Here is a 25,754-nt window from a genome sequence, read left to right as displayed (position 1 = left end):
CAGACTCGTGACAATTACCATAATATTCAAACTCTACCGGAGACAATTGTTTAGTATTTTCATCCGCCTTAAATAGCTCAGCCTTGCATGATCTTGAAAACGAATGAAGTTCACCAGAAACTTTAATTTCATAACTCTCATTTGCTTTGGGACTAAATGAGGTGTAGATAGCGCAATTAATTGGGCCAGCAACTGACAAAATCATAAAAGTATATTTCTTATCTATTGACAATCTTACACCGGCTGGATTCAACTCAGAAATTAGTGGATTACCCTTGTCTAAAACCACAAGTCTTGCACCGCTATCAGAGCCAAACGATTTGCCACAAGGTTCTTCTTCTGTATGAACATTTACAAATGTTGAGTACCCAAGAAAAGGTGCTTCAAAATCGTGTTTAAATAGTAGCTTAGAAGAGGGTGTATCAGTTGGCGGTTCTGCATAATCCGGCAAACCAGCACATCCAGCGACTAGGCATACCAATAAAACAATGTTAAATCTCAAAATAACTCCTCAGGAACACATAACATTTGTATAGTGTTCTAGCACATGTCGTAATCGTTCGGTTTACTTGGTAACTCACCAAAAACAAAATAAAAACCATCCAAAAAGTCGCCTTTTCTTGCAAGCAAAGTAAGCACGCTCACTTTGCTTTTCGACTACGCCTGATAACACTATTTTTGTTTAAATTATGTAATTGAAAATAGGACATATTTATCCTCCATGCAAGCTTTAAGTGTGCGACTTTGAGCCGTGAAGCGTGCCGATTGATCGATTATGCTTAACTCACGATTATCAAAAATCATGGATGTTAATGATGCCGAGCCCTTTTATTGAAAAGCTTCGCGCTGATATGCGATTGCGTGGCTATAGCTTAAAAACTGAGAAATCTTATTTAGGTTGGATACGGCAGTTTATTTATTTTCATAAAAAGCGACATCCTAATGATATGGGTGCAGAAGAGGTGAAGTCCTTTTTAAGCTGGTTGGCGAATGAGCGCCATGTTGCTGTTAATACGCAAAAAGTTGCTCTAAATGCTTTGGTGTATCTTTATCACAAAGCGCTTAATCACGAACTGGGAGATCTCAATTTTAGCCTGGCCACTAAACAGCGTCAGTTACCTGTTGTGCTCTCACCTGAGGAAGTTCAGCGTATTTTAAACCAGCTTAGTGGTCGCAATAAGCTGATTATCGAACTCCTATACGGTAGCGGTTTGCGTGTAAGTGAGGCGCTACAACCTGCTGTGAAGGCGGCGAAAATCTTTAAAAAGGTCAATTGTCATACGTTTCGACATTCGTTTGCCACCCACTTATTACAAGCAGGATGCGACATTAGAACAGTGCAAGAGTTGCTAGGGCATAACGATGTGAGTACAACTCAGATTTATACCCACGTCATTGGTCAACATTATGCGGCCACAGCTAGCCCGCTTGATCGACTCTTCAGCAGCTAGTAAAACGGTGGAATTACTCCACCGTTACCGATTTAGCCAAGTTACGCGGCTGATCCACATCGGTGCCTTTTATAATGGCCACGAAGTAGGAGAGCAACTGCAGCGGAATGGTGTACACAATGGGCGCTATGAGTTCATCACAATGAGTGACGTTGATCACGCGCATGCTGTCGTCGCCTTTGAAATGGGCGTCTTTGTCAGCAAATACATACATGATGCCACCACGCGCGCGTACTTCTTCCACATTCGATTTAAGCTTCTCTAGCAGCTCATCGTTTGGTGCAACCACAATCACTGGCATGTCGGCATCAATCAGTGCCAACGGGCCGTGTTTGAGTTCGCCTGCAGCGTAGGCTTCAGCGTGAATGTAGGAAATTTCTTTCAGCTTCAACGCGCCTTCCATTGCAATAGGGTATTGCGTACCGCGGCCTAGGAATAAGCTGTGGAATTTATCCGCAAACTCTGGCGCTAAGGCCTCAATAGCGTCACTTAACAGCAGGGCTTCTTCTAATTTAGCTGGCAAGGTTTTCAGCGACTTGATCACGGTTTCTTGCTGCGCGGCGCTCATGCCACGGAACTGGCCAATGGCCAACGTCAGCATGAGCAAGCCCACCAACTGGGTGGTAAAGGCTTTGGTTGAAGCCACGCCAATTTCGGTACCGGCGCGTGTCATATAGGCTAAGTCTGATTCACGCACCATTGACGAGGTAGACACGTTACAAATGGTTAAGCTGCCTTTGTAGCCAAGCTCTTTACTTAATCGCAGTGCCGCTAGGGTATCAGCGGTTTCGCCAGACTGTGAAATAGTTACCAACAAGCTGTTACGGTGCACGTGCGACTGACGGTAACGGAACTCTGAAGCTATTTCCACATTGCACGACACGCCAGCCATGGACTCAAGCCAATAGCGCGCCACCATGCCAGCGTGGTAAGAGGTACCACAGGCAACAATTTGTACGTGCTCAATGTCTTTTAGTAGCTCTAGCGAGCCGTTACCGAACACGTCATCAGCCACATGGCCATCAACAATGCGGCCTTCAAGAGCATTACGCACAGCGCTTGGCTGCTCGTGAATTTCTTTGAGCATAAAGTGGCGGTACTCGCCTTTGCCGCCAGCGTCATAATTACCGTCCGACTCATGCACTTCACGCTCAATGCGCGCACCTGAAGCATCATACACTTTCACTTCAGTGCGAGTAATATCGGCCATGTCGCCTTCTTCAAGGTACATAAATTTGCGGGTTACCGGCAGCAAGGCCAATTGGTCCGAGGCGATAAAGTTTTCGCCAATACCTAAGCCAATAACGAGTGGGCTACCTGAGCGCGCCACGACTAAGCGACCCGGTTCACGGCAGTCCATCACCACGGTGCCATAAGCGCCTTCAAGTTGTTTAACGGCTGCTTGCACGGCTTCAAACAAATCGTCATGGGTTTTGCGCTCGTGGTGCACCAAGTGACAAATCACTTCGGTGTCGGTGTCAGACGCAAAAGTGTAGCCTAGGCCTTTCAGTTGCTCGCGCAGTTTTTCGTGGTTTTCAATAATGCCATTGTGTACCACGGCAATACAGTCATCAGAAATGTGTGGGTGGGCATTGGCCTCGGTAACACCGCCATGAGTTGCCCAACGGGTATGAGCAATACCTGTTGTGCCTGATAGTGGGTGCTCACCAACTGCATCTTTCAATGCTTGTACTTTACCGGTACGGCGTACGCTTTCAATCACGCCTTGGTCGTTCAACACGGCTAAGCCGGCTGAGTCATAACCACGGTATTCAAGGCGCTTTAAGCCTTCTAATAAAATTTCGCTAATACGGCGCTCTGAAGTTGCACCAACAATTCCACACATAGTTCTTATCCTTTTTTCACTGGGCGTTGCCAGCCTGTAATATTCCGTTGTTTGCCGCGCGCAACGGCTAATTCTTCATCTTCGACATTCTTGGTTACCGCAGAACCGGCGCCTACTGTTGCGTTTTTGCCTACGCGCACCGGGGCGACTAATGAGCTGTTCGAGCCAATAAACGCGCCATCATCAATTTCCGTGACAAATTTATTCACGCCGTCGTAGTTACAGGTAATAGTGCCTGCACCAATATTTACCCCAGCACCAATCATGGCATCGCCAAGGTAGGTTAAGTGGCTGGCTTTAGAGCCTTTACCCATACGGGTTTTTTTAATTTCAACAAAGTTGCCAACTTGCACACCTTCGGCTAACTCAGCACCAGGGCGCAAACGCGCATAAGGCCCTACAGCACAGTTTTCGGCTAATACAGCTTCTTCAATCACGCTATTGGCTTTAACCCGTGAGCCTGCGCCAATTTTGCAATTACGCAGCACGCAGTTACTTTCGATAACCACGCCTTCGCCAAGTTCCACACGGCCTTCAAAAATAACGTTCACGTCAACCACCACGTCATTGGCAATAATCACCTCGCCACGCACGTCAACGCGTGCGGGGTCCATTAACGTGGCGCCATCTAGCATTAATTGCTCAGCCTGCCATGCTTGGTAAGCTCGCTCTAAGCCTGCCAACTGCACCCGGTTATTCGCCCCTTCCACTTCACTAATAGCCTGTGGTTGCGCAGTGGCAATATTCACACCTTCGTCAGCTGCCATAGCAACAATATCGGTTAGGTAGTATTCGCCTTGGGCATTATTGTTTGACAAATTGCCGAGCCAGCGCTTCAAAGCCGCACCCTTTACCGCCATCATGCCGGTGTTTACTTCGCTAATGGCCAGTTGCTCGGTATTCGCGTCTTTTTGCTCAACAATTCCCACTACGGCACCGTTTGCGTTGCGCACAATACGGCCGTAACCGGTTGGGTCGGGCAGGGTAACAGTTAATAAAGCTAAATCGGTATTGATTGCAGCATCTAACAACCCCTGCAGGGTTTCTTTGCGCGTTAGCGGTACGTCGCCATATAAAATCAATACCGTTTCATTATCGCCTAGGTGCGGCACCACTTGTTGCACGGCATGGCCGGTGCCAAGCTGCTGCGCCTGTTCGACAAAATTCAATTGCTGCCCAGCGAGTTTATCCATTAAGACATCGCCACCATGACCATAAATAACATGCACGTTTTCAGGCGCAAGCGTGCGCGCAGTGTCAATCACATGCTGAACCATGGGCTTATGAGCAACCGGGTGTAATACCTTAGGTAAGGCCGAACGCATACGCGTGCCTTTGCCTGCGGCAAGTACAACAACACTCAGAGACATGAATCCTTCCGTTTCTGTTTAGTAAATTAAGCGTCTATTTTAATGCTGTTTACAACAAATTAACAGGCGAAAAAAAGACCCACAAACCGAGATTTGCGGGTCTTTTCGATTTTTTAAAGCTGGCGTGCTGATTATTTGCGTAATTTACGAATAATCTGCAACTGAGCCATCGCTCGAGCCAGTTCTGCTGCTGCTTCTGCGTAGCTTAAGTCAGAACTTTGATCTGCAATTGCTTCTTCAGCGTGTTTCATAGCTTCCAGAGCTTTTTGTTCGTCAAGCTCTTCACCACGAATGGCTGTGTCAGCAAGGACCGAGACGTTATGCGGCTGCACTTCAAGCACACCACCAGCAACGTAGATGATTTCTTCTTCGCCACCTTCTTTAACCACACGAACCATACCTGGCTTGATTGTGGTTAATAACGGGGCGTGACCTGGGTGAATACCCAGCTCACCTTCGCTACCGGTCACTTGCAGGGTCTCAACGGCACCTGAGAACAAACGTTCTTCGGCGCTGACCACGTCAAGCTGTACAGTTTTAGCTGCCATTTAAACCTCCCGGTTTATTACATTTTCTTGGCTTTTTCGACCGCTTCTTCGATGCTACCAACCATGTAGAACGCTTGTTCTGGAAGGTCGTCGTAGTCACCGTTTAAGATGCCTTTAAAGCCAGCGATGGTATCTTTAAGCGATACATATTTACCTGGTGAGCCGGTGAATACTTCAGCAACGAAGAACGGCTGTGACAGGAAGCGCTGAATTTTACGCGCACGGGCTACGGTCATTTTGTCTTCTTCAGACAATTCGTCCATACCCAAGATAGCGATAATATCTTTCAGCTCTTTGTAACGCTGCAATACTGACTGTACGCCACGCGCTGTGTCGTAATGCTCTTTACCGATTACCAACGGGTCCAACTGACGTGACGTTGAATCCAACGGGTCAACCGCAGGGTAGATACCCAGTGACGCGATGTCACGTGACAATACTACGGTCGCGTCTAAGTGAGCGAACGTGGTTGCTGGCGACGGGTCGGTCAAGTCATCCGCAGGTACGTATACCGCTTGGATTGACGTGATTGAACCAGTTTTGGTTGAAGTAATACGTTCTTGTAGTACACCCATCTCTTCTGCAAGAGTTGGCTGATAACCTACCGCAGACGGCATACGACCTAACAATGCAGATACTTCGGTACCGGCAAGTGTGTAACGGTAGATGTTATCTACGAAGAACAATACGTCACGGCCTTCGTCACGGAACTTCTCAGCCATAGTCAAACCGGTTAACGCAACGCGCAAACGGTTACCAGGAGGCTCGTTCATCTGGCCATAAACCAGCGCAACTTTGTCCAGTACGTTTGAATCTTTCATTTCGTGATAGAAGTCATTACCCTCACGCGTACGCTCACCAACACCTGCGAATACTGAGTAGCCGCTGTGCTCGATAGCGATGTTACGGATAAGCTCCATCATGTTTACGGTTTTACCTACACCTGCACCACCGAACAGACCAACTTTACCACCCTTAGCGAACGGACAAATCAAGTCGATTACCTTGATACCGGTCTCTAACAGTTCAGTTGCACTTGACTGTTCTTCGTACGACGGTGCAGCACGGTGAATCGACATACGTTCTTCTTCACCGATATCGCCCGCTTCATCAATTGGCTCACCCAATACGTTCATGATACGACCTAGGGTTTGTTTACCCACTGGTACCATGATTGGCTCGCCGGTGTTTTGAACGGTAATTCCACGACGCAGACCGTCAGTAGTACCAAGTGCGATACCACGCACAATACCACCGCCTAACTGCTGCTGAACTTCCAGGGTCAGACCCTTGAGGTCACCGTCGGTCACCTGCAGCGCGTCGTATACCTTTGGCACGTCTGTTTGTGGAAATTCGATATCCACAACCGCGCCAATAATTTGCACGACCTTACCTTGACTCATGACATTTCCTCTAACTCTAAAATTCTTGCAAGCTTCGCCTTAAACCGCTTCGGCGCCCGATACAATTTCCGAAATTTCCTGCGTGATCGCTGCTTGGCGTGCTTTGTTGTACACCAATTGCAACTGATCAATAAGGTCTTCGGCGTTGTCGGTAGCGGCTTTCATTGCCACCATCCGCGCTGCCTGTTCACTAGCGATGTTGTCCACTACGCCCTGATATACAGTCGCTTCTACATAACGACGAATCAGTAATTCTAAAATTGGCTGTGGATTCGGCTCATACAAGTAGTCCCAGCTACCTGATTGAACTTCGTCACGAGACTCAGCTTTTGGCAACGGTAGCAATTGCGCTACTGTTGGTTCTTGCTTCATGGTGTTCACAAACTTGTTGTACACCACAAACAGGCGGTCAATTTTGCCTTCATCAAAGGCATCTAACATTACCTGCACTGTCCCGAGCACATCATTCACGCTTGGCTTATCGCCCAAACCTGATTTTTGCGCCAGTAAACGGCCTCCAAAGCGTTTAAAGAAACCCGTAGCCTTGTTACCAATGGCTGCAAAATCAACGTCTACGCCGCTGTCTTTGTATGCTTTTGCGTGCTTAACCACCGCTTTGAATTCGTTGGTGTTTAAGCCGCCGCACAAACCGCGGTCGGTTGAAATTACAATGTACCCAACTCGTTTCACATCGCGTTCTTCTAAGTACGGATGCTTATATTCTAAGTTGGCATGGGCAACATGGCCGATCACCTTGCGAATGCTGTCGGCATACGGACGGCTAGAAGCCATACGTTCCTGCGCCTTTTTCATTTTAGACGCGGCAACCATTTCCATTGCGCTGGTGATCTTCTGAGTATTGTTAATACTCCCGATCTTGGTTTTTATCTCTTTACCGCCGGCCATGATATTCTCCTGTTAACTCAACGACTTGTGGCTACACACCCGTGTAGCCACGCTCCGCTTACCAAGACTGCGTCTTCTTGAAGGTTTTCAGGCCTTCGTGCAGCTTCGCTTCGATGTCGTCGTTATAGTTGCCAGTTTTATCAATATCAGCCATTAGTTCAGCGTGCTCGCTACGCATGTACGAAATTAACGCACCTTCGAAGTCGAGGATTTTGTCTTTCTCTACGTCTTTCAGGTAACCCTTTTCTGCAGAGAAAATAGACACTGCCATTTCAGCCACGCTCATTGGCTTATATTGGTTCTGTTTCATCAGTTCAGTAACACGCTGACCGTGCTCTAACTGCGCGCGAGTTGCTTCGTCTAAGTCTGAAGCGAACTGAGCAAACGCCGCCAATTCACGATACTGTGCTAATGCCAAACGGATACCACCACCAAGTTTTTTAATGATCTTGGTTTGTGCTGCACCACCTACACGCGATACCGAGATACCTGCGTTTACAGCAGGGCGGATACCGGCGTTGAACAAGTCAGTTTCTAAGAAGATCTGACCGTCGGTGATTGAAATCACGTTGGTTGGTACGAACGCAGATACGTCACCCGCTTGAGTTTCGATAATTGGTAGCGCCGTTAATGAACCGGTTTGACCTTTCACTTCACCGTTAGTGTACTTTTCAACGTAGTCAGCGTTTACACGCGCTGCACGCTCAAGCAAACGTGAGTGAAGATAGAATACGTCACCTGGGTAAGCTTCACGACCTGGCGGACGACGGAGCAACAATGAAATTTGACGATAAGCAACAGCTTGCTTCGACAAGTCATCATATACGATTAGTGCGTCTTCACCGCGGTCACGGAAGTATTCACCCATGGTACAACCTGAGTAGGCTGCCAAGTATTGCAACGCTGCTGATTCAGAAGCAGAAGCAGCAACAACAATGGTGTTTTCCAATGCGCCGTGTTCTTCAAGCTTGCGTACGACGTTAGCGATGGTCGATGCTTTCTGACCGATGGCTACGTACACACACTTAATGCCTGAGTTTTTCTGGTTGATGATGGCATCGATAGCCAAAGCCGTTTTACCGGTTTGACGGTCACCGATGATCAACTCACGCTGACCACGACCAACTGGAATCATGGCGTCGATTGATTTGTAACCAGTTTGTACTGGTTGATCAACTGATTGACGCTCGATAACACCTGGTGCGATTTTTTCAACTGGCTCAAAGCCGTCTGCGTCAATCGGACCTTTACCGTCAATTGGCTCACCCAAGGTGTTTACCACACGGCCTAACAAGGCACGACCAACCGGTACTTCTAAGATACGGCCAGTAGATTTAACTTTTACGCCTTCTTGCAAATCAGCATATGGACCCATAACAACGGCACCTACGGTGTCGCGCTCAAGGTTCAATGCGATAGCGTAACGATTGCCAGGAAGCTCAACCATCTCACCTTGCATACAGTCTGCAAGGCCGTGAATGCGAATAATACCGTCGGTTACAGATACGATGGTACCTTCGTTACGAGCTTCACTGACCACTTCGAACTGTTCAATTCGTTTTTTGATCAGCTCTGCGATTTCATTTGAATTCAGTTGCATGCTCAAGTCCCCAATTAGGATTGCAGTGCGTGTGCAAGTCTATCTAACTTGCCGCGCACCGTGCCGTCGATTACCGTGTCACCAGCTTTAATGTATAAGCCACTGACAATTGCTGTATCGACAGTGCAATTCAGCTTAACTTTGCGTGAAAAACGTTGCTCTAACGTTTTCGCCAGATTGTCTTGCTGTTTCTTCGTCAATTTCACCGCAGAAGTTACGTCTACCGCGATTTCTTTTTCGTAGTCGGCGCGCAATTCAGCGAACAGCGCAACCACAGCAGATAAAGCTTTCAAACGACCGTTTTCGGCCATAACGCGAACAAAATTCTGGCCTTTTTCGTCCAGTTGCTCACCACATACGTTGATGAAAACTTCAATTTTCTTATCTAGCGTTTCAGCGCTACTCAAAAACATGGCCATAGAGGCGTCTTCTGCAACCGCAGTCGCAAACGCCAACATTTCATGCCATTTCTCGATAGCGCCGTTCTCTACTGCAAAATCAAAAGCTGCTTTTGCATAGGGGCGAGCAACCGTAGTCAATTCTGACATTTGCACAAACCCCTTTGGTTAGAGTTCAGCGACCAGTTTTTCAACAATGTCACTGTGAGCGTCTTTATCAATTTCACGCTCGATGATTTTGCTTGCACCAGCAACAGCCAACACAGCTACTTGCTTGCGCAATTCTTCGCGTAAGCGATTGCGTTCAGCGTCAACTTCGGCATGACCAGCAGCAATAATTGCTTCGCGTTCGGTTTCGCCACGTTGTTTGCCTTCTTCAACCGTTTGCTCTGCGCGTTTTTTCGCTTGAGCAATGATTTCGGCAGCTTGAGCTTTCGCTTCTTTAAGTTCGTCAGCAATTTTTGCCTGAGCAAGCTCTAAGTCTTTTTCGGCACGTTCGCCGGCTGCAAGACCATCAGCAATTTTTTTCTGACGAGCTTCAATCGCATTATTAAGCGGAGGCCATACGAACTTCATACAAAACAGTACGAAGACGATGAACGCGATTAATTCTCCGATCAGGGTCATGTTGATATTCATTAACCCCCCCTCCTATAAGTTCTATTGTTCGAAAGTTGAATGGCTTATTAAGCAGCGAACAATAAGAACATGGCGATACCAACACCGATCATAGCAACGGCGTCGATAAGACCAGCTAGGATGAACATTTTAACTTGCAAAGAAGGCGCTAATTCTGGCTGACGTGCACACGCTTCCAAGAATTTACCACCCATGTTACCGAAGCCAAGACCAGTACCGATAGCACCGAAACCGATCAACAAAGCTACAGCGATATATTTAAGACCTAATGCTAGTTCCATTGTTTTCTCCAATATTTCAAAGGTTAAGTTAAAAAATAAAAGTTAATACAAAAAATTAATGGCTTTCAGCGCTGGCCATGCTTAAGTAAACAATGGTCAACATCATGAATACGAATGCTTGCAGTACAATAACCAAGATGTGGAACACAGCCCACACAAAGTGCAACGGCAACTGGAACAAGCCAATAGCACCAATCAAGATGAAGATCATCTCGCCAGCGTATAAGTTACCGAATAGACGCAAGGCCAACGAGAACGGCTTAGCAACTAACGCAATGGTTTCTAACAACAAGTTAAATGGAATTAACAGCGCCTGCACAAAAGGATTGCTCGCATGAAACGGGTGCAAGGTTAATTCTTTAATGAAGCCCAACACACCTTTCATACGAATGGCGTAGCCGATCATGAGTAAGAACACGCCTGCGGCCAAACCAACGGTCATGTTTAAATCGGTGGTTGGTACAATTTTCATGTACACGTCGTGCGAGTCCATGCCAAAGAAGGTAGCGCCTACCCAACCCGCAAACGCAGGTAAGAAGTCAACGGGCACTAAGTCCATTAGGTTCATCAGGAATACCCAGACGAAAATGGTCAGTGCTAACGGCGCGATTAATTTACTTTTACCGTGGAAGGTATCGCGAACGTTGTCTGAAACCAGCTCAACGATCATTTCGATAAAGCATTGCAATTTACCAGGTACGCCTGTGTCTGCTTTCTTTGCCGCTGAGCGGAAGATCATCAAAAACAGAATACCTAGTCCAATTGACCAAGCGAGGGTATCAATGTGCCATGTCCAGAACCCGGCTTCACTACACGCTTTATTAAAGGCAATACCATTTTCGGTAGAGCACATTTTGGCGTTAGTTAAGTGGTGCTGGATATGGCTTTGGAGCGTTAACTCTTCTGCAGCCATGTTGTTTCCCACAATTTTAAGTTGATTTTAAAAGTAAAATTGGTGCTAGCCATTGCACAATAAGGGCTGCAGTGTAGCCGCTAACAACCGCGCTTAGCGGGAGCGATGTCAACACCAACAGGCCTACAAGCAAGGCCCCGGCAAGGATTAATTTCAACGCCTCACCGGCAAAAAAGTTACTAACTATGTCTTTTGCAGAGCGTGCGCCACCTATTGCGAAAGCGCGCCATGCAAACAGTGCTGTCGGAATAATTACGGCTACTCCGCCACCCACAACACCCCAAAAATACGTATATCCAGCAATGGGTTGTACCAACGAAAACACGCAAGCCAATAAAAATATGGCGCCAATTTGCACGCGAATTAACTTCGCCGCGAGCTGTTTTCCAGTTGCTGTCATTGTTTGTTTCACGGGCTAAAAACCTCGGTTAAAAGCCCGCGATAGTATAAAGATTTGGCGTTGAATTGCAAACAAATTGGGACGGCTAGCTGTCGTGTTCTAATTGAAAATGCGTCAAGATGCCATCAAGCTCATCTAAACTACTGTAATTAATCACGACTTTGCCTTTTCCTTTGCGACCGTGGTTAATTGCGACGTTGGCACCAAGGCGTTCACTGATAAGCTTCTCAAGCCGCTGAATATCAGCATCTGGCTGAGGTTTTGCTGCTTTTTCTTTGGCGGGTTCTAATGCTTGGCGAACCAGTTTCTCGGCTTCTCGCACCGTCATGCCTTTGGCCGCAATTTGTCGTGCAATTTCAGCTTGTGGCTCGCCTTCAAGCGCTAATAATAACTTGGCGTGACCTAGTTCAATATCGCCACGTTCAAGCAAGGTTTTGGTTTCTTGCTGTAAGTTATTTAACCGCAATAAGTTGGTGACTGTTGCACGTGACTTACCTACCGCATCTGCAACTTCTTGATGAGTTAATTGAAACTCAGTCAGTAAACGTTGTAGCGCCGTGGCTTCTTCCATAGCGTTTAAGTCTTCACGCTGAATATTTTCAATGAGCGCAATAGCCACTGCGGCTTCATCGGGAACCGGTTTAATTAAACAGGGTACTTCTGGCAAGCGCGCCATTTGTGCGGCACGCCAACGGCGCTCACCAGCAATAATTTCATACTTTTCATGGGCTACTTCGCGCACCACTATTGGCTGAATAATACCTTGTGCTTTTATCGACGCGGCTAAATCTTCAAGAGCCTCTGGGGTCATATCTTTACGCGGTTGGTATTTACCCGGTTGCAACCATTCAATCGGCAACTTTTGTAGTTCACCTTTGGTATAGTCAACTTCTGGCGTCGTGTCGTGTTGTTCTTTGTCACGTGCCGTTTTGCTAGTTGTCAGTAACGCGTCTAAGCCGCGTCCAAGTCCTCGTTTTTTGGCAGACATAAAGCGTGTTTCCCTTAAGCTTCAGCCGCTGCTTCGGCCTTTTTTTGTTGTTCTGCGCGGCGAATAAGTTCGCCTGCAAGCGCTAAGTAGGCTTTGGCACCAGCCGATGATTTATCATAGTACATGGCTGGAGCACCAAAACTAGGTGCTTCAGCAAGGCGCACGTTGCGTGGAATAACCGTGCGGTAAACTTTTTCGCCAAAATGCGTTTTCAATTGTTCTGAAACATCATTCGCCAAGCGATTACGTGGGTCGTACATGGTACGCAGAATGCCTTCAATTGTTAAGCGCGGATTCACCGCCTCGGCAAGGCGCTCAATGGTATCCATTAACGCGGTTAACCCTTCTAATGCGAAATATTCACATTGCATTGGCACTAACACGGAGTCAGCAGCAGCCATGGCGTTAACTGTGAGCATGCTTAAACTTGGTGGGCAGTCAATAAAAATGAAATCGTAATCGTCAACAACTGACTTTAAAGCCTGCGCCAACCGTTGCTCACGGGCAAATTCTTCCATCAGTTTAATATCGGCTGCGGTGGTATCGCTATTGGCCGCTATGAGGTGATATTTGCCATTGGTTTCGCGAATAATCACGTCTTTGGCGGGTTTTTGTTCAATCAATAGTTCGTAAGCGGTATTGTCCACGTCGTATTTATCAACGCCGCTACCCATGGTTGCGTTGCCTTGCGGATCAAGATCTATCAATAATACTTTGCGCCGTGTTGCCGCCATAGAGGCTGCTAAGTTCACCGCTGTGGTGGTTTTCCCTACACCACCTTTTTGATTCGCAACTGCAATAATTCTGCCCACAGGACTAACCTCTCGTTGTAATTATGGCCAAATGGCGCTCGCCATCGGCTTCGGGAACCTGTAATCGAATAATCTGTTCAACCTGATATTTTACTGGAATATCAGCAATTTCGGCTTCTGGATAAACGCCTTTTAAGGCATAAAATTTACCCTGTTTATTGGGTAAATGCCCGCACCAATTCAGCATATCACTAAGCGAGGCAAAGGCTCTACTTATCACCCCATCAAATTTTAGGTCAGGTTGATAGTCTTCTACTCGGCTTTGCACAGCCGTTACATTCTTAAGGCCTAACTGATGACATACCTGGCGAATAAACCGTATGCGTTTACCTAAGCTGTCTAACAACACAAATTCTTGGTCAGGAGCGGCAATGGCCAGCGGCAAACCTGGTAAACCAGGGCCGGTGCCAACATCTATGAACCGTTGCCCCTGTAAATGCGGTAATACCACCAAGCTATCTAAAATATGGCGGCTAAGCATCTGCTGTGGGTCGCGCACTGAAGTTAGATTATAGGCTTTGTTCCATTTGTCCAACTGCTCAACTAACGTCACCAATTGCTGTTGTTGGTGCTCGGTAATATTTAGCGTGGTTTGCGCTAATAATTTATGTAATTTTGTTAGCATGAGTTACGCGCTTTTCCGCAATAGTCCTTGTTTTTTCAAATGCACGAGCAACATAGAAATAGCCGCTGGCGTAATACCTGAAATGCGTGACGCTTTGCCCACGGTTTCCGGTTGATGTTGATTTAACTTCGCCACCACTTCATTCGACAGGCCTTTGATAGTGGCGTAATCAAAATCGAGCGGCAATTTGGTATTTTCATGACGTTGCTGTTTGGCAATTTCGTCTTGTTGGCGCGCAATATAACCTGCGTACTTAGTTTGAATTTCAACCTGTTCGGCGGCTTTATCGTCAGTTAAACCAGGACCTATCGCATCAATTTTCATGAGCTCACTGTAGGTAATTTCTGGCCGACGCAATAATTCTTCAGCGTTTACTTCGCGAGTAATTGGCGTTTTAACCAATTCATTAACTTGTTCAACAGCTGGGTGATCTTTATGGATCCAAGTACCACGCAAACGCTGTTGCTCTTGTTCAATCGATTCAAGTTTGTGTTCAAACGCCGCCCAGCGCAAATCATCTACCAAACCTAATTGGCGGCCTTGTGCGGTCATGCGCATATCCGCGTTGTCTTCGCGTAATAGCAAGCGATATTCAGCGCGCGAGGTAAACATACGATACGGCTCTTTGGTTCCTAGGGTACTTAAATCGTCAATGAGTACGCCCATATATGACTGATCGCGCCGCGGTGCCCAACCGTCTTTGTCTTGTACTTGCAAGGCAGCATTGGTACCTGCCACTAAGCCTTGTGCTCCGGCTTCTTCATAACCGGTTGTGCCGTTAATTTGGCCAGCAAAAAACAACCCATGAATATATTTAGTTTCTAGGGTTTGTTTGAGATCGCGCGGATCAAAGTAGTCATATTCAATGGCATAACCAGGGCGCGTTATATGCGCATTTTCAAAACCTCGAATAGAGCGTACTAATTCAACTTGAACATCAAATGGCAAACTTGTTGAAATACCATTTGGGTAAACTTCGTTGGTAGTTAGGCCTTCGGGTTCGACAAATATCTGATGCGAGTTCTTATCGCTAAAGCGCATGACTTTGTCTTCAATGGACGGGCAATAGCGCGGACCAACGCCTTCAATAACGCCTGAATACATGGGTGAGCGATCAAGCCCACCATGAATAATTTGATGGGTACGTTCGTTAGTATGCGTGATCCAGCACGAAATTTGCTGCGGATGATCAGCTTGCGAGCCCATAAACGAGAAAACTGGTGTGGGCGTATCACCGGGTTGTTCTTGCATAACGCTAAAGTCGATAGTTTTTGCGTCAATACGCGGTGGCGTACCGGTTTTTAAGCGATCAACGCGTAATGGTAATTCGCGTAAACGGCGCGCTAAATTGTTGGCTGGCGGATCGCCCGCTCGGCCGCCTTGATAGTTATTCAAACCAATATGAATTTGACCACCCAAAAACGTACCAACGGTTAAAACCACTGTTTTGGCGGAAAACTTCAAACCCATTTGGGTAACAACACCAACCACGCGATCGTTTTCAACGATCAGATCGTCGCATGCTTGCTGAAACAGACTTAAATTAGGTTGGTTTTCTAACATATGGCGAATAGCAGCTTTGTACAAAGCTCGGTCAGCTTGAGCACGAGTTGCACGAACTGCAGGGCCTTTAGAAGAATTTAATGTACGAAACTGAATACCCGCTTGGTCGGCCGCTATGGCCATAGCACCACCAAGCGCATCAATTTCTTTCACTAAATGGCCTTTACCAATACCACCAATAGCTGGGTTGCAAGACATTTGCCCCAGTGTATCAATGTTGTGCGTTAGCAACAGTGTGTTACAGCCCATGCGAGCTGAGGCTAATGCAGCTTCAGTGCCGGCATGTCCACCACCAATGACAATAACGTCATAATGCTGGTGGTAAGTATTGGTATTTGGCATACAGTGCGATCCTAGAACGTCAGTGATGTCTTTAATAAAACGTAGCCGGATATTTTAACCTGAATTGGCTCAGATCAAAACGGTTAAATTTTAGTCGTGAAGTATGAGCGATTTTTAAGTGAACAGCTTAAGGATCTAAGTAGTTAAATAAGATCTTTTTTTTTGATCTTTTTTATTACTCTTACTATTAGCTGCGGGAATTTTGTGGATAACCCAAGCTAAGCCATATCGAGTAAGGATCAAAGCGATCCGGTAACATGTGATCAGATCATGATCCTTTCGGTGATCAACCAGTGGATAACTAGGCCACTTATACACAGGATAAGTTATTCACAGAGTTATGCAGTGGGTATGTACAGGGTTCTTTTAATCTTATACATAGGATTATTCACAAAGATTTAATGAACGATTCAAGCCATGTTGATGATTTTTCATCCGGATCATCTTGCGACATGTCTATTTCTAGGTGTGTGATCAGCCGTTTTGCACCTAATATAGCGAGCATAGCGTCGCAATCTCGCCCTGCAGCACAGTAGGTGTCATAGCAGCTGTCACCAACGGCAATAACGCCATATTTAAGCCCATTTAAGCTTGGTTTGTGTTGGTGTAACTCTTCAGCGAAGTCGAGCATGCTGTCGGCATAGTCACCCGCGCCGTGACTGGCAACGCAACATAGCCATACAGATTCGTCGTGAAGAGCTTCAATGAGGTCTGAATAATCAGGTTCATAATGCATGTTTGTGCTGTGGCCGGCTTGCTGAAGTTGATTCGCAAGTTGATCGGCTAAGTATTCGGTATTGCCTGATGTGGTTGCGACTAGAATGTCGATAGCAGCCATGGATTCGTTCCTAATTAATTGTGTGCTTGTGCATTAAACGGCAACGACAACCTTGTTACGCCCCATTTGTTTTGCTTCACGGGTTGCGTGTAGAGCGCGTTGAATTGTTTCGTCAAAGCCTTCGCCAAATTGTACTTGTACAACACCAAAGCTACCACGAATTGGTAGCACGAGTTCATCAATTCGAAGTACCGGCATTTTGCGGCGAATTTCTTCTGCACGCTCGTGAGCTTGAGTGATATCTAAGTTGGGCATAAACAAAACAAAACGATCGCCACGGTAGCGAGATAGAATTTCACTGTCACGTAGCTCTGTTTTTAAGACAGCAGCTAGTTGTTGTAAAACTTTGTCACCGACGTCTTCACCATATTCAGCATTAATGAGCGCAAACCGGTCAATGTCAAACAGGGCTAAGCTATGATTTTGGTTTGGCTTTGACGATTTGATGACTTGCTCTACTAATGTTTTGGTAAGCCAACGGGTTGGTAGCTGCGTAAGTAGGTCGAGCATAGCTAGCTCTTTTAGTGAATTATTTTCTTGCGCTAACGCCGGCACAGTAATCGCAAAATAAGACATAAACGCCATAATAAATAGAGCAAATTGGTAGGTAATTGCTTGGTCTGTGACATTAAATAAGCCTACGCCAAAGGCTATTACGGAAGTAATAATTAACAGACTTAATGACGCTAGCGAAGTTCGCTCGGTAAACACTATCCACAATTGCGGAATTGCTAAGAAAAATATGAAGTAAGCCACACCAGGATGCTCTACAGCACTATCAAGTAGCATGATAGTAATGATTGTGACAATGGCTGCGGTTAGTTTTATAGCAAAGGGAAGCAAATTATTAGACAGTCGTTTGTCGTGTTCGAAAAATACATCTATCCAGGTTAGTTTTGTTCCGGTTAATTTGGTCAGGACAATAGCTAGTGTTGGGGTAACGACAATTAAGCCAATAAGGTCGCCAAGCCACCAGGCAAACCAGCCTGTGCTTATAATATGTTGGTAGTCTTCGGTTGCGTATTCCCAAATAGAAAGTCCTGAAAGCGCAGCAAGTAAAGCCGTTACTATGGAAATTAATAGTAATCCAATGATTTTTAGTGGCAGTGGTTTTTGCACAAAATGACTTAGCCAGTACCGAGCGGTTAGGCCGCCGGCACCATAAGATAGCGTATGAACTAATGAAAATAATAGCGCTGTTGCTAGTAGGGTTGGGTCAAAACCGCCTAAAATTTGTTCTTCAAATTTAAACGAAACAAACAAAATACCGAAAAATACGGGAAAGAAACCGCGTTTACCGAGTATCAAAAAAGCGGAAAAAGAAACGCCAGCAGGCATATACCAGAGGCTGATGAACTCCGCGTAGGCCATTAAGCTTGAAGCGTAAAAAGAGCTCACCCAAAGCGCAAAAACAAAAACAAAGGTGCTGATTTTCAAACGCCATCCTTAAGTACGAGCGTACGTCTTTTGTTTTAGTAACTGTTTGTCTGCACGTTCTATAGCGAGTTTTAAGCTTTCATCTGGTGCTATTTCTACTATGCCAAAACTACCCTGTATGGTGAATTGGCTATCATCATTTTTAGCTTCGGCTAATTCTTGTTTAATGCGTTCAACAATATTCGTCGCGCCTTGCAGATTTTCTTTTGCCAAAAGTAGAATAAATTCGTCACCGCCATAACGTGCAAATAAGTCATCTTCTCGCAACGATTGTTGCACTATTTTTGCAGTTGTGACAAGTGCTTGGTCACCGGCAGCATGACCAAAGTTGTCGTTTATGGCTTTAAATTTATCAAGATCGAACAATACCAGAGACATTGGATAATTTCGTCGGTCGCGTAACAGTTGTTTTGCCTGCTCGGCAAAGTGTTGACGATTAGCTATTTGAGTTAAGCCGTCAGTATTGCTGCGCTTTAATAAATAATTGTTGGTGGTAACTAAACTAGGTACGGCCATGCCGAAATAAGCATTGGCACTAATCACACAAAGCGCAAATTGGTAGGTAATGGCGCTGGAGTTCATGTCTAAAATTTGAAATGACAGGGTAATAAAAATGGCTAACACGCTCAAACTAACACATTGGCGAGGAATACTTTCGGTGAACACAATCCACATTTGTGGAATACACAAAAAGAAAATGAAGTAAGCAAACTCGGGGTTTTCCAACCAAACATCGAGCATTAAGTGCATAGTCGTCAAACTTAATAAAACACCAAGTTTGAAAATAAAAGGCGGCCATGCGCGTTTCGGCGATTTGTCATAGCGAAATGCAAAGAGACGGCTGTCGCGTTTCGCATCAGGCCAAATTCTTGCAAAAAGTAAGAGAAAAACAGGTGTTAGAATATAAACACCGGCTAGATCACCTATCCACCAAGGTAGCCAAATAGCTGAATTAGCGCTTTCACTTAGCATTTCGGTGGCATTAAGGGTGGCAATACTCAGAAATGTTGCCACTAACGTGGTGATAAAAGCACTTAGCAAGAACGTGAGAATTTTTTGCACGATTTGTAGGTGGTTAAAGTGACCGATAAAAAACCGACATGCCATACCGCCTATGCCATAAACCACCACATGTACCAACGCAAACGGAGCTGCCTTGGTTATTGCACCAACAAGTTCAAGGGATTCATTGGAAGAGAAATTCAACCCGAAAGTTGTTACTAATGCAGCGATAAAAATAGGAAGGGCTGCCAGCCAACGAAACATAATAAAGGCAGCAAATGAAAGCCCCGCAGGAATAAACCACAGGCTAGCGTGGGCTTGATATTCCATCAACCCAGACAAGTGCCACGTAATAATCCATAGTGCAAACATTAGTGCAAACGGAAGCAGAGCGCGTTTCACTATCAACTTAATCATCCTTATTTAGTTGCTGCTGTAACTGTAAGCCAGAATTCAAAACACGACAAATGGTTAATTTTCACGCCCAGTGTAATGGAGCACAAATAGCATTCTTGGTACAGTACGCGGAATATGTTTTATCTAATCATCTAAGTAGTTAGAAAATTAACAGAGAATTAATCATGAACAAATCAAAGGTATGGTTAATTGCAGGGCTCGTATTAGCTAGCAATGTACAATTTGCGCAAGCGTCAGCTGTTTCGCAACCCAAGGGCAACTTTGTCGATAAATTTCGTCAACTCGATGAAGTGTTGCCAACGCCCAATGTGTATCGTAACGCCGCTGGTGAGCCAGGCGAAAATTACTGGCAACAGCAAGCAGACTACACCATTAAGGTTCGATTAGATGAAGAGAAACGCCGTATTGATGCGCAAGAGACGATTCAATATCACAATAACTCACCTTATACGCTGAAATATATTTGGATTCAGCTCGATCAAAATATTTTCCGTAATGACTCAATGTCTGAACGAACGTCAACGTTTAACAGTAAGCCAGATATAAGCTTGGGTGGTGTTGATAAGCCAGCAAAAATTTCATTGAATCAATTACGTCGTCAGCAGTTCATGGCAGACAACGAATTAGGTTTTAGCATTGATAAAATTGCGGACTCTCGCGGTCGAGCATTAGATTTTGTGATTGTCGGCACCAACATGCGCGTGGACTTGCCGACACCTTTAAAGCCAAATCAGAAAACCGAGCTTGCCATCGATTTCGGTTTCAATATTGTTGAAGAAGACGCCGTTGGTGCGCGTTCAGGTTATGAACATTTTCCTGACGATGCTCGCGAAGGCGGTAACGACATCTTTTTAATGGCGCAATGGTATCCGCGCGTCGCCGCATTTACCGATTATGAAGCCTGGACCAACAAAGAATTTTTAGGTCGCGGTGAATTTACTCAAGAATTTGGTGACTTCACGGTTGAAATTGACGTACCTGCTGATCACATCGTGTCGTCAACCGGTGTCTTGCAAAACCCGCGTCAAGTGCTGAGCAACGCACAGCGCGAGCGTCTTGAGCAAGCGAAAAAGGCAGATAAGCCAGTATTTATTGTCACACCTGAAGAAGCGCTTGAGAACGAGAAAGCCGGCACTGATAAACGCAAAGTTTGGAAGTTCAGTGCAGAAAACGTTCGTGATTTTGCTTGGGCTAGTTCACGAAAGTTTATTTGGGACGCCCAAGGTTATCAGCAAGGCGGTAATGTACAGCCGCTGGTTATGGCCATGAGTTTTTATCCAAAAGAGGGCGGCGAACTGTGGGAAAAATATTCAACGGCTTCGGTTATTCATACCATGGAAGTGTATTCGCGTTTCTCATTTGATTACCCATACCCAACTTCGCAGTCAGTGAATGGCCCTGTGGGCGGTATGGAATACCCAATGATTACTTTCAATGGCCCTCGTACAATTTTGCAAGATGATGGCAGCCGCACCTATTCGTTGTCAGAAAAACGCTTTTTAATTGGCGTGGTTATTCATGAAATTGGCCACATTTATTTCCCCATGATTGTGAACTCTGACGAGCGCCAATGGACCTGGATGGATGAAGGTTTAAATAGCTTTTTAGATGGCGTTGCCGGCCGTGAATGGGACCCAACCATTCCTTGGGGGGTAGAACCGCGTTCTATTGTTGACTATATGAAGTCAACTAACCAAGTGCCTATTATGACGCAGTCGGACAGCGTATTAAATTTAGGTCCGAACGCATACACCAAGCCGGCTGCAGCATTGAATATTCTGCGCGAAGTTATTTTAGGCCGTGAATTATTTGACTATGCCTTTAAAGAATACGCTCAGCGTTGGGCATTTAAGCGCCCAACCCCAGCTGATTTCTTCCGTACCATGGAAGAAGCCTCTGGCGTTGATCTGGATTGGTTTTGGCGTGGTTGGTTCTATTCAACAGACCATGTCGATATTAGCCTAGAGCGAGTTTATAAATTACGTTTGGATACACAAGACCCAGACATTGATTGGGAGCGCCGTCGTCAAGAAGAAGCCGATAAGCCAACACCGTTGTTTGTGAAGCGCAACCAAGCAGAAGGCCGCAAAACCTGGGTTGAATTAAACCCAAGCGTTCGTGATTTCCATGACGACAATGACCGCTTTACAGTAACCAACAAGCAACGTAACGCTTACCAAAGTTTCTTGGAAAAACTGGAGCCGTGGGAGCGTCGTGTATTTGAACGAGCGGTAGCCGAAGATAAAAACTATTACGTGCTCGATTTTAAAAACATCGGCGGCTTAGTCATGCCTATTTTATTACAGGCAACCTACTCAGACGGCACCACAGAGAGCTTACATATACCTGCTGAAATTTGGCGTCGCAATGCGCAGTCAGTGAGTAAGCTTATTGTGACGGACAAAGAAGTTGTTGAGTTTGCGGTAGACCCGAACTGGGAAACTGCAGATGTAGATATTGAAAATAACTACTATCCACGTCGTATTATGCCGTCGCGCATTGAAGCGTTTAAATATAACCGGTCAACCGATCATATTTCACGTGACTTAATGCAAGACGCCAAAACCAAACTGAAGTCTTCTGAAACCGAAGACAACAATGAAGAGGAACAAAATTAATGCGTACGTTGTGGCTCGCATTAATGTTGCTGATTGGGGTGAGCGCGGCCAGCGCTCACCAGCTCAAAACAGCCAGCACCACTATATTGTTCAATGAGCGTACCGGGAACATAGAAGTTTTACACCGGTTCTTTTTGCATGACGCAGAGCATGCGGTTAAGCAGCTTTTTGATAAAGAAGCCGATATTCATCAGCTGGAGCGAACCCGTGAGCAATTTAGCGACTATGTGCAACAGCGGTTTAGCTTGGCGACGTTAGACAATCAAACCTTGCCACTCAGTCATGTCGGTTATGAAATAGACGGCAATAATTTCTGGGTGTATCAAGAAACACCAGTGGTAGCGAATTTAAAGGGTTTGAAAATACGCCATAAGGCACTGCAAGACGTATGGCAGAGTCAGCAAAATTTAGTTAATGTTGAAGGCAATGGTCCACTGCAAAGTGTGACATTTAAAGCTGCAGATAACTGGCTAGAAGTTTACTTTTAGGCCTTCCATTTAGGCGTAAAAGTAAAAACGTTACCGGCGCCGATAACGGAGGTTGCCATGCTACGTGTTTTATTGGCTTTTGTAATAGCGATTGCTGGCGCTGCTTTAGTTGGCAGCGTTATGCAAACACAGTTTAATTTGGCAGAAATAACCGCGTTGTCGGTAAGTGTTGATATGCCAACACGCATGAACACCATTGTTCATGATCTGCTGCACTTCGGCCCAGTGTTTGCGGCTATGTTAATTCCTACCTTACTCATTGCTTTCATTATTGCTTGGCTAGTTGCCAAACGTTGCAAACGGTTTGAGCGGTGGTGGTTTATTGTTGGCGGCGGCTTGGGCCTAGCCACAGCCTTTATTATTATTGACTCTCTTGCCCCAATGCCTACGTTAATTGCCGCTAACCGCACTACGTTAGGGTTTGTGTTAATGAGTGCCACAGGGGCGTTTGCCGGTTGGATATTTGATAGGTTGTGGCACCCACAAGCGCGAGAGCTAAATGAGGAGCTGCCGAAATGATCAGGTTATGTGTCAAATTAACCGTTATTGCCCTCGCTCTGTTTGCGAGTGCAGTGCAGTCATCAGCTGTCGTGACAAAAACCACGGTGATTGCAGATAAATTAGCGTTTCCTTGGTCAATGGCAGCCTTACCGGAAGGTGGCTTTGTGGTGACGCTGCGCGGCGGGCAGCTAATTTATGTTGCACCTAACGGAGCCAAACAACCGATAGAACTTAGTCTTCCAGATCTTTATGCAACCGCGCAGGCAGGATTATTTGAAGTGCTGTTGGCGCCAGATTTTTCCAGCACACGTGAATTGGTATTAAGTTATGCCTGCGGTAACGAGGCGGCTAATAACACCTGTGTTGTCAAAGGCACATTGTCAGCGCAAGCACCCTATAGTGTATTTAACGCCCAGAATATTTTCACAGCGTTACCGAAAAAAGCCGGCGCCGCGCATTTTGGTGCGCGCATGACTTGGCTAGCCGATGGCACCTTGCTGGTGGCTTTAGGTGACGGGTTTGTGCATCGTGAACAAGCGCAACTTTTAGATAACCATCTTGGCAAAATAGTGCGTATTCATCGCGATGGCAGCACCCCAAACGATAACCCCTACAAGCACAGCCAAGCTTCGCAAATTTTTAGTTATGGTCATAGAAACGTGCAAGGTTTGATCTATGATGAACAGCGTGACGCCATATGGCAGCACGAACACGGCCCGAAAGGCGGTGATGAACTCAATAAAATTGTGGCTGGCGGTAACTATGGTTGGCCTATTGCAACCTATGGCATTGACTATATCGGGGCTAAAGTTTCACCCTTTAATCAGTTGCCGGGAGTTAAAGCACCTTTGTATACGTGGACGCCTTCACTAGCACCAGCTGGTTTAGCCTTGTACAAGGGCGACTTATTGGTGTCGCACTTGGTTGGTCGGCGTTTACAACGGTTTCATTATAGTAACGACAGCTGGACCTTAACCGATGAATACCTGAGCGAATTAGGCCAGCGCATACGGGCGGTGTATACCAGTCCAGATAACCAGGTTTATGTGCTTACGGATAGCGCCGAAGGCCAATTAATTAGAGTGGAATTGCCATGAAAATTATTCAGTCTCTAGTTTTAACTGCAGCAACAGTATTTATGGCTGCGTTGGTAACGCCCAGTGCGCATGCATACGGTGGTATTGGCCATCATGCGTTTTGCGAAATAACTTATACCTTAGTGCAGCCAGCAACACGTGCGCGGCTTGACGCTATGGTGGCAGAGCATCCAGATTATGACGACTTTGGTAGTATTTGTAGTTGGGCCGACCATATTAAAAGTAACGACCAATGGGACTGGGCGAAGCCGCATCATTATGTCAACTTTCCGCGTTCAGAAGCCAAAGTTCGGCCTGAAAATTGCAGTGACAAAGGCTGTATTTTGAGTGCTATTCAACATCATTATGACGTATTAAAGCACGACCCAAACGACTGGGTTGCACTAGCGTTTTTAGTGCATTTTATGGGCGACTTACATCAACCGATGCATGTGAGTTTTGCCGATGACTTAGGTGGCAACCGAGCTAGCTTAGTTTACTTTGATCAGCCAACGAACTTGCATCGTTTGTGGGATACCGACATGTTGGCTCAGCGAGGTGGCGAGCAAAGTAGCGCAAAAGCACAGGAGCTAACCAAAGAGCTTGAGCCACTAGCGCCGCTTTCGGTGAACCCAGAGCAAACCTTGGCGTGGGCCAATGAGTCAGCAGCCATTACCCGGCGAATTTATTCAAACTACCGTGAAGGCCAAGAAATAGCTGACGATTATACCGCGCAGTGGGGGCCTGTTTTGGAGCAACGCATGCAACAAGGTGCGCAGCGGTTGGCCGCAATTCTTGATGGGCTATATGCGAGAACGAATAACTAATTAAGCTTTAGAATTGAGGCGCTGTGGAGTGGTTTCTTGGCTACCGTCAGCGCCATAAATAGCTGCGCCACCGGTACCTGCGGCATCGCGCAGAATATTCAGCATTTGTTGGTTATGGTGCAGACGATGTTGAATAAGCTCGCCATTTAAACTATTCAGTTGGGCAATACGTTGTGTGCGTTCAAGTAATTGTTGCCATACATCTTCACAGTCGGCCTGCTGCGCGGCTTCACGAGCTCCAGCGGCATCGTTGCTAAAACCAAGTTTTTGCTGTGCAGCTCGGCGCTTGGTTTCATTTGTTTCAATAGCGTGTTGCAGAGTTTGTTTCTGCTCAGCAAGCTGCTTGAGCTGTTCGCCATCTATTTTACCGTCGCCAAGTAGCTTCTGCTCTTGTTCAAGCAGGGCGTTGAGCTGATCTAAACGTTCAACTTGTGCGGTTAAATGCTGGCGTAAACTCATAAGCGC

At 46.0% G+C, this 25,754-nt stretch carries 26 protein-coding genes; 6 read left to right on the top strand and 20 right to left on the bottom strand.

The annotated features are described in order from the left end of the window. A partial coding sequence (locus tag ASC40_RS11905; protein WP_141656154.1) for a hypothetical protein occupies nt 1-502 on the bottom strand: 502 nt, incomplete at its 3' end. 304 nt (nt 503-806) lie between these two features. Between ASC40_RS11905 and ASC40_RS11315 the strand changes: the two genes are divergently transcribed. After that, the gene (locus ASC40_RS11315) at nt 807-1,451 is read left to right on the top strand and encodes a phage integrase N-terminal SAM-like domain-containing protein (protein ID WP_072243453.1); all 645 of its coding nucleotides are present in this window, start codon (nt 807-809) and stop codon (nt 1,449-1,451) included. A 13-nt stretch (nt 1,452-1,464) separates the two neighbouring features. On the opposite strand, the gene glmS is transcribed toward ASC40_RS11315, so the two are convergent. The 18 genes from glmS to ASC40_RS11225 all read right to left on the bottom strand — a co-directional run bounded on the left by glmS (nt 1,465) and on the right by ASC40_RS11225 (nt 19,764). Then, nucleotides 1,465-3,297 carry a glutamine--fructose-6-phosphate transaminase (isomerizing) gene (glmS, locus tag ASC40_RS11310; RefSeq protein WP_055439924.1) on the bottom strand — a complete coding sequence of 611 codons (1,833 nt, stop codon included), beginning with the start codon at nt 3,295-3,297 and terminating at the stop codon, nt 1,465-1,467. Nucleotides 3,298-3,302: 5 nt separating this feature from the next. Then, nucleotides 3,303-4,667: a bifunctional UDP-N-acetylglucosamine diphosphorylase/glucosamine-1-phosphate N-acetyltransferase GlmU gene (gene glmU / locus ASC40_RS11305; RefSeq protein WP_055439923.1), complete on the bottom strand. Its 1,365-nt coding sequence runs from the start codon at nt 4,665-4,667 to the stop codon at nt 3,303-3,305. 131 nt (nt 4,668-4,798) lie between these two features. Further along, entirely contained in the window at nt 4,799-5,215 is a 417-nt protein-coding gene (locus tag ASC40_RS11300) for a F0F1 ATP synthase subunit epsilon (protein WP_055439922.1), read from the bottom strand. A gap of 17 nt (nt 5,216-5,232) precedes the next feature. Then, nucleotides 5,233-6,618, bottom strand: coding sequence for a F0F1 ATP synthase subunit beta (gene atpD, locus ASC40_RS11295; RefSeq protein ID WP_055439921.1), 1,386 nt, complete (start codon nt 6,616-6,618; stop codon nt 5,233-5,235). 39 nt (nt 6,619-6,657) lie between these two features. Then, the gene (atpG, locus tag ASC40_RS11290; protein WP_055439920.1) at nt 6,658-7,524 is read right to left on the bottom strand and encodes a F0F1 ATP synthase subunit gamma; all 867 of its coding nucleotides are present in this window, start codon (nt 7,522-7,524) and stop codon (nt 6,658-6,660) included. Between the two features lie 58 nt (nt 7,525-7,582). Beyond that, nucleotides 7,583-9,124 carry a F0F1 ATP synthase subunit alpha gene (gene atpA / locus ASC40_RS11285; RefSeq protein ID WP_055439919.1) on the bottom strand — a complete coding sequence of 514 codons (1,542 nt, stop codon included), beginning with the start codon at nt 9,122-9,124 and terminating at the stop codon, nt 7,583-7,585. A 14-nt stretch (nt 9,125-9,138) separates the two neighbouring features. Further along, entirely contained in the window at nt 9,139-9,672 is a 534-nt protein-coding gene (gene atpH, locus ASC40_RS11280) for a F0F1 ATP synthase subunit delta (RefSeq protein WP_055439918.1), read from the bottom strand. Between the two features lie 18 nt (nt 9,673-9,690). Continuing rightward, the gene (atpF, locus tag ASC40_RS11275) at nt 9,691-10,161 is read right to left on the bottom strand and encodes a F0F1 ATP synthase subunit B (RefSeq protein WP_055439917.1); all 471 of its coding nucleotides are present in this window, start codon (nt 10,159-10,161) and stop codon (nt 9,691-9,693) included. 47 nt (nt 10,162-10,208) lie between these two features. Next, on the bottom strand, nt 10,209-10,442 hold the full coding sequence (gene atpE, locus ASC40_RS11270; protein WP_055439916.1) for a F0F1 ATP synthase subunit C: 234 nt from the start codon (nt 10,440-10,442) through the stop codon (nt 10,209-10,211). A 55-nt stretch (nt 10,443-10,497) separates the two neighbouring features. Next, the gene (atpB, locus tag ASC40_RS11265; RefSeq protein ID WP_055439915.1) at nt 10,498-11,355 is read right to left on the bottom strand and encodes a F0F1 ATP synthase subunit A; all 858 of its coding nucleotides are present in this window, start codon (nt 11,353-11,355) and stop codon (nt 10,498-10,500) included. A 16-nt stretch (nt 11,356-11,371) separates the two neighbouring features. Continuing rightward, entirely contained in the window at nt 11,372-11,767 is a 396-nt protein-coding gene (locus ASC40_RS11260; protein WP_245622270.1) for an ATP synthase subunit I, read from the bottom strand. A 73-nt stretch (nt 11,768-11,840) separates the two neighbouring features. Further along, the gene (locus tag ASC40_RS11255; protein ID WP_055439913.1) at nt 11,841-12,743 is read right to left on the bottom strand and encodes a ParB/RepB/Spo0J family partition protein; all 903 of its coding nucleotides are present in this window, start codon (nt 12,741-12,743) and stop codon (nt 11,841-11,843) included. A 14-nt stretch (nt 12,744-12,757) separates the two neighbouring features. After that, nucleotides 12,758-13,555: a ParA family protein gene (locus tag ASC40_RS11250; RefSeq protein ID WP_055439912.1), complete on the bottom strand. Its 798-nt coding sequence runs from the start codon at nt 13,553-13,555 to the stop codon at nt 12,758-12,760. Nucleotides 13,556-13,559: 4 nt separating this feature from the next. Further along, nucleotides 13,560-14,180 carry a 16S rRNA (guanine(527)-N(7))-methyltransferase RsmG gene (gene rsmG / locus ASC40_RS11245; protein ID WP_055439911.1) on the bottom strand — a complete coding sequence of 207 codons (621 nt, stop codon included), beginning with the start codon at nt 14,178-14,180 and terminating at the stop codon, nt 13,560-13,562. A 3-nt stretch (nt 14,181-14,183) separates the two neighbouring features. Next, nucleotides 14,184-16,085 carry a tRNA uridine-5-carboxymethylaminomethyl(34) synthesis enzyme MnmG gene (gene mnmG, locus ASC40_RS11240; protein ID WP_055439910.1) on the bottom strand — a complete coding sequence of 634 codons (1,902 nt, stop codon included), beginning with the start codon at nt 16,083-16,085 and terminating at the stop codon, nt 14,184-14,186. Between the two features lie 388 nt (nt 16,086-16,473). Continuing rightward, on the bottom strand, nt 16,474-16,923 hold the full coding sequence (locus tag ASC40_RS11235; protein ID WP_055439909.1) for a flavodoxin domain-containing protein: 450 nt from the start codon (nt 16,921-16,923) through the stop codon (nt 16,474-16,476). A gap of 33 nt (nt 16,924-16,956) precedes the next feature. Beyond that, on the bottom strand, nt 16,957-18,360 hold the full coding sequence (locus tag ASC40_RS11230) for a sensor domain-containing diguanylate cyclase (protein WP_055439908.1): 1,404 nt from the start codon (nt 18,358-18,360) through the stop codon (nt 16,957-16,959). Nucleotides 18,361-18,369: 9 nt separating this feature from the next. After that, the gene (locus tag ASC40_RS11225) at nt 18,370-19,764 is read right to left on the bottom strand and encodes a sensor domain-containing diguanylate cyclase (protein WP_169782100.1); all 1,395 of its coding nucleotides are present in this window, start codon (nt 19,762-19,764) and stop codon (nt 18,370-18,372) included. A gap of 179 nt (nt 19,765-19,943) precedes the next feature. Between ASC40_RS11225 and ASC40_RS11220 the strand changes: the two genes are divergently transcribed. From ASC40_RS11220 to ASC40_RS11200, 5 genes are read left to right on the top strand one after another with little or no spacing between them, the layout of a single operon-like run. Next, nucleotides 19,944-22,397: a M1 family metallopeptidase gene (locus ASC40_RS11220; protein ID WP_055439906.1), complete on the top strand. Its 2,454-nt coding sequence runs from the start codon at nt 19,944-19,946 to the stop codon at nt 22,395-22,397. After that, nucleotides 22,397-22,885, top strand: a complete 489-nt coding sequence (locus tag ASC40_RS11215; RefSeq protein WP_055439905.1) for a DUF6702 family protein — start codon at nt 22,397-22,399, stop codon at nt 22,883-22,885. Before ASC40_RS11220 ends, ASC40_RS11215 begins: the two co-directional genes overlap by 1 nt. 57 nt (nt 22,886-22,942) lie before the next feature. Beyond that, complete coding sequence (locus ASC40_RS11210) at nt 22,943-23,404, top strand: hypothetical protein (RefSeq protein WP_055439904.1); 462 nt, start codon at nt 22,943-22,945, stop codon at nt 23,402-23,404. After that, nucleotides 23,401-24,483: a PQQ-dependent sugar dehydrogenase gene (locus ASC40_RS11205; protein WP_055439903.1), complete on the top strand. Its 1,083-nt coding sequence runs from the start codon at nt 23,401-23,403 to the stop codon at nt 24,481-24,483. The genes ASC40_RS11210 and ASC40_RS11205 overlap by 4 nt, the downstream gene beginning before the upstream one ends. After that, nucleotides 24,480-25,289 (top strand): S1/P1 nuclease, encoded by an 810-nt coding sequence (locus ASC40_RS11200; RefSeq protein ID WP_055439902.1) that lies wholly within the window; start codon nt 24,480-24,482, stop codon nt 25,287-25,289. The genes ASC40_RS11205 and ASC40_RS11200 overlap by 4 nt, the downstream gene beginning before the upstream one ends. Here the strand turns inward: ASC40_RS11200 and ASC40_RS11195 are convergent, their stop codons facing one another. Beyond that, nucleotides 25,290-25,748: a flagella synthesis protein FlgN gene (locus tag ASC40_RS11195; RefSeq protein ID WP_055439901.1), complete on the bottom strand. Its 459-nt coding sequence runs from the start codon at nt 25,746-25,748 to the stop codon at nt 25,290-25,292. Between the last annotated feature and the right edge of the window lie 6 nt (nt 25,749-25,754).

The sequence above is a fragment of the Pseudidiomarina woesei genome (assembly GCF_001418345.1).
Lineage (GTDB): Bacteria > Pseudomonadota > Gammaproteobacteria > Enterobacterales > Alteromonadaceae > Pseudidiomarina > Pseudidiomarina woesei.
This window is presented reverse-complemented; position numbering and strand designations above follow the sequence as displayed.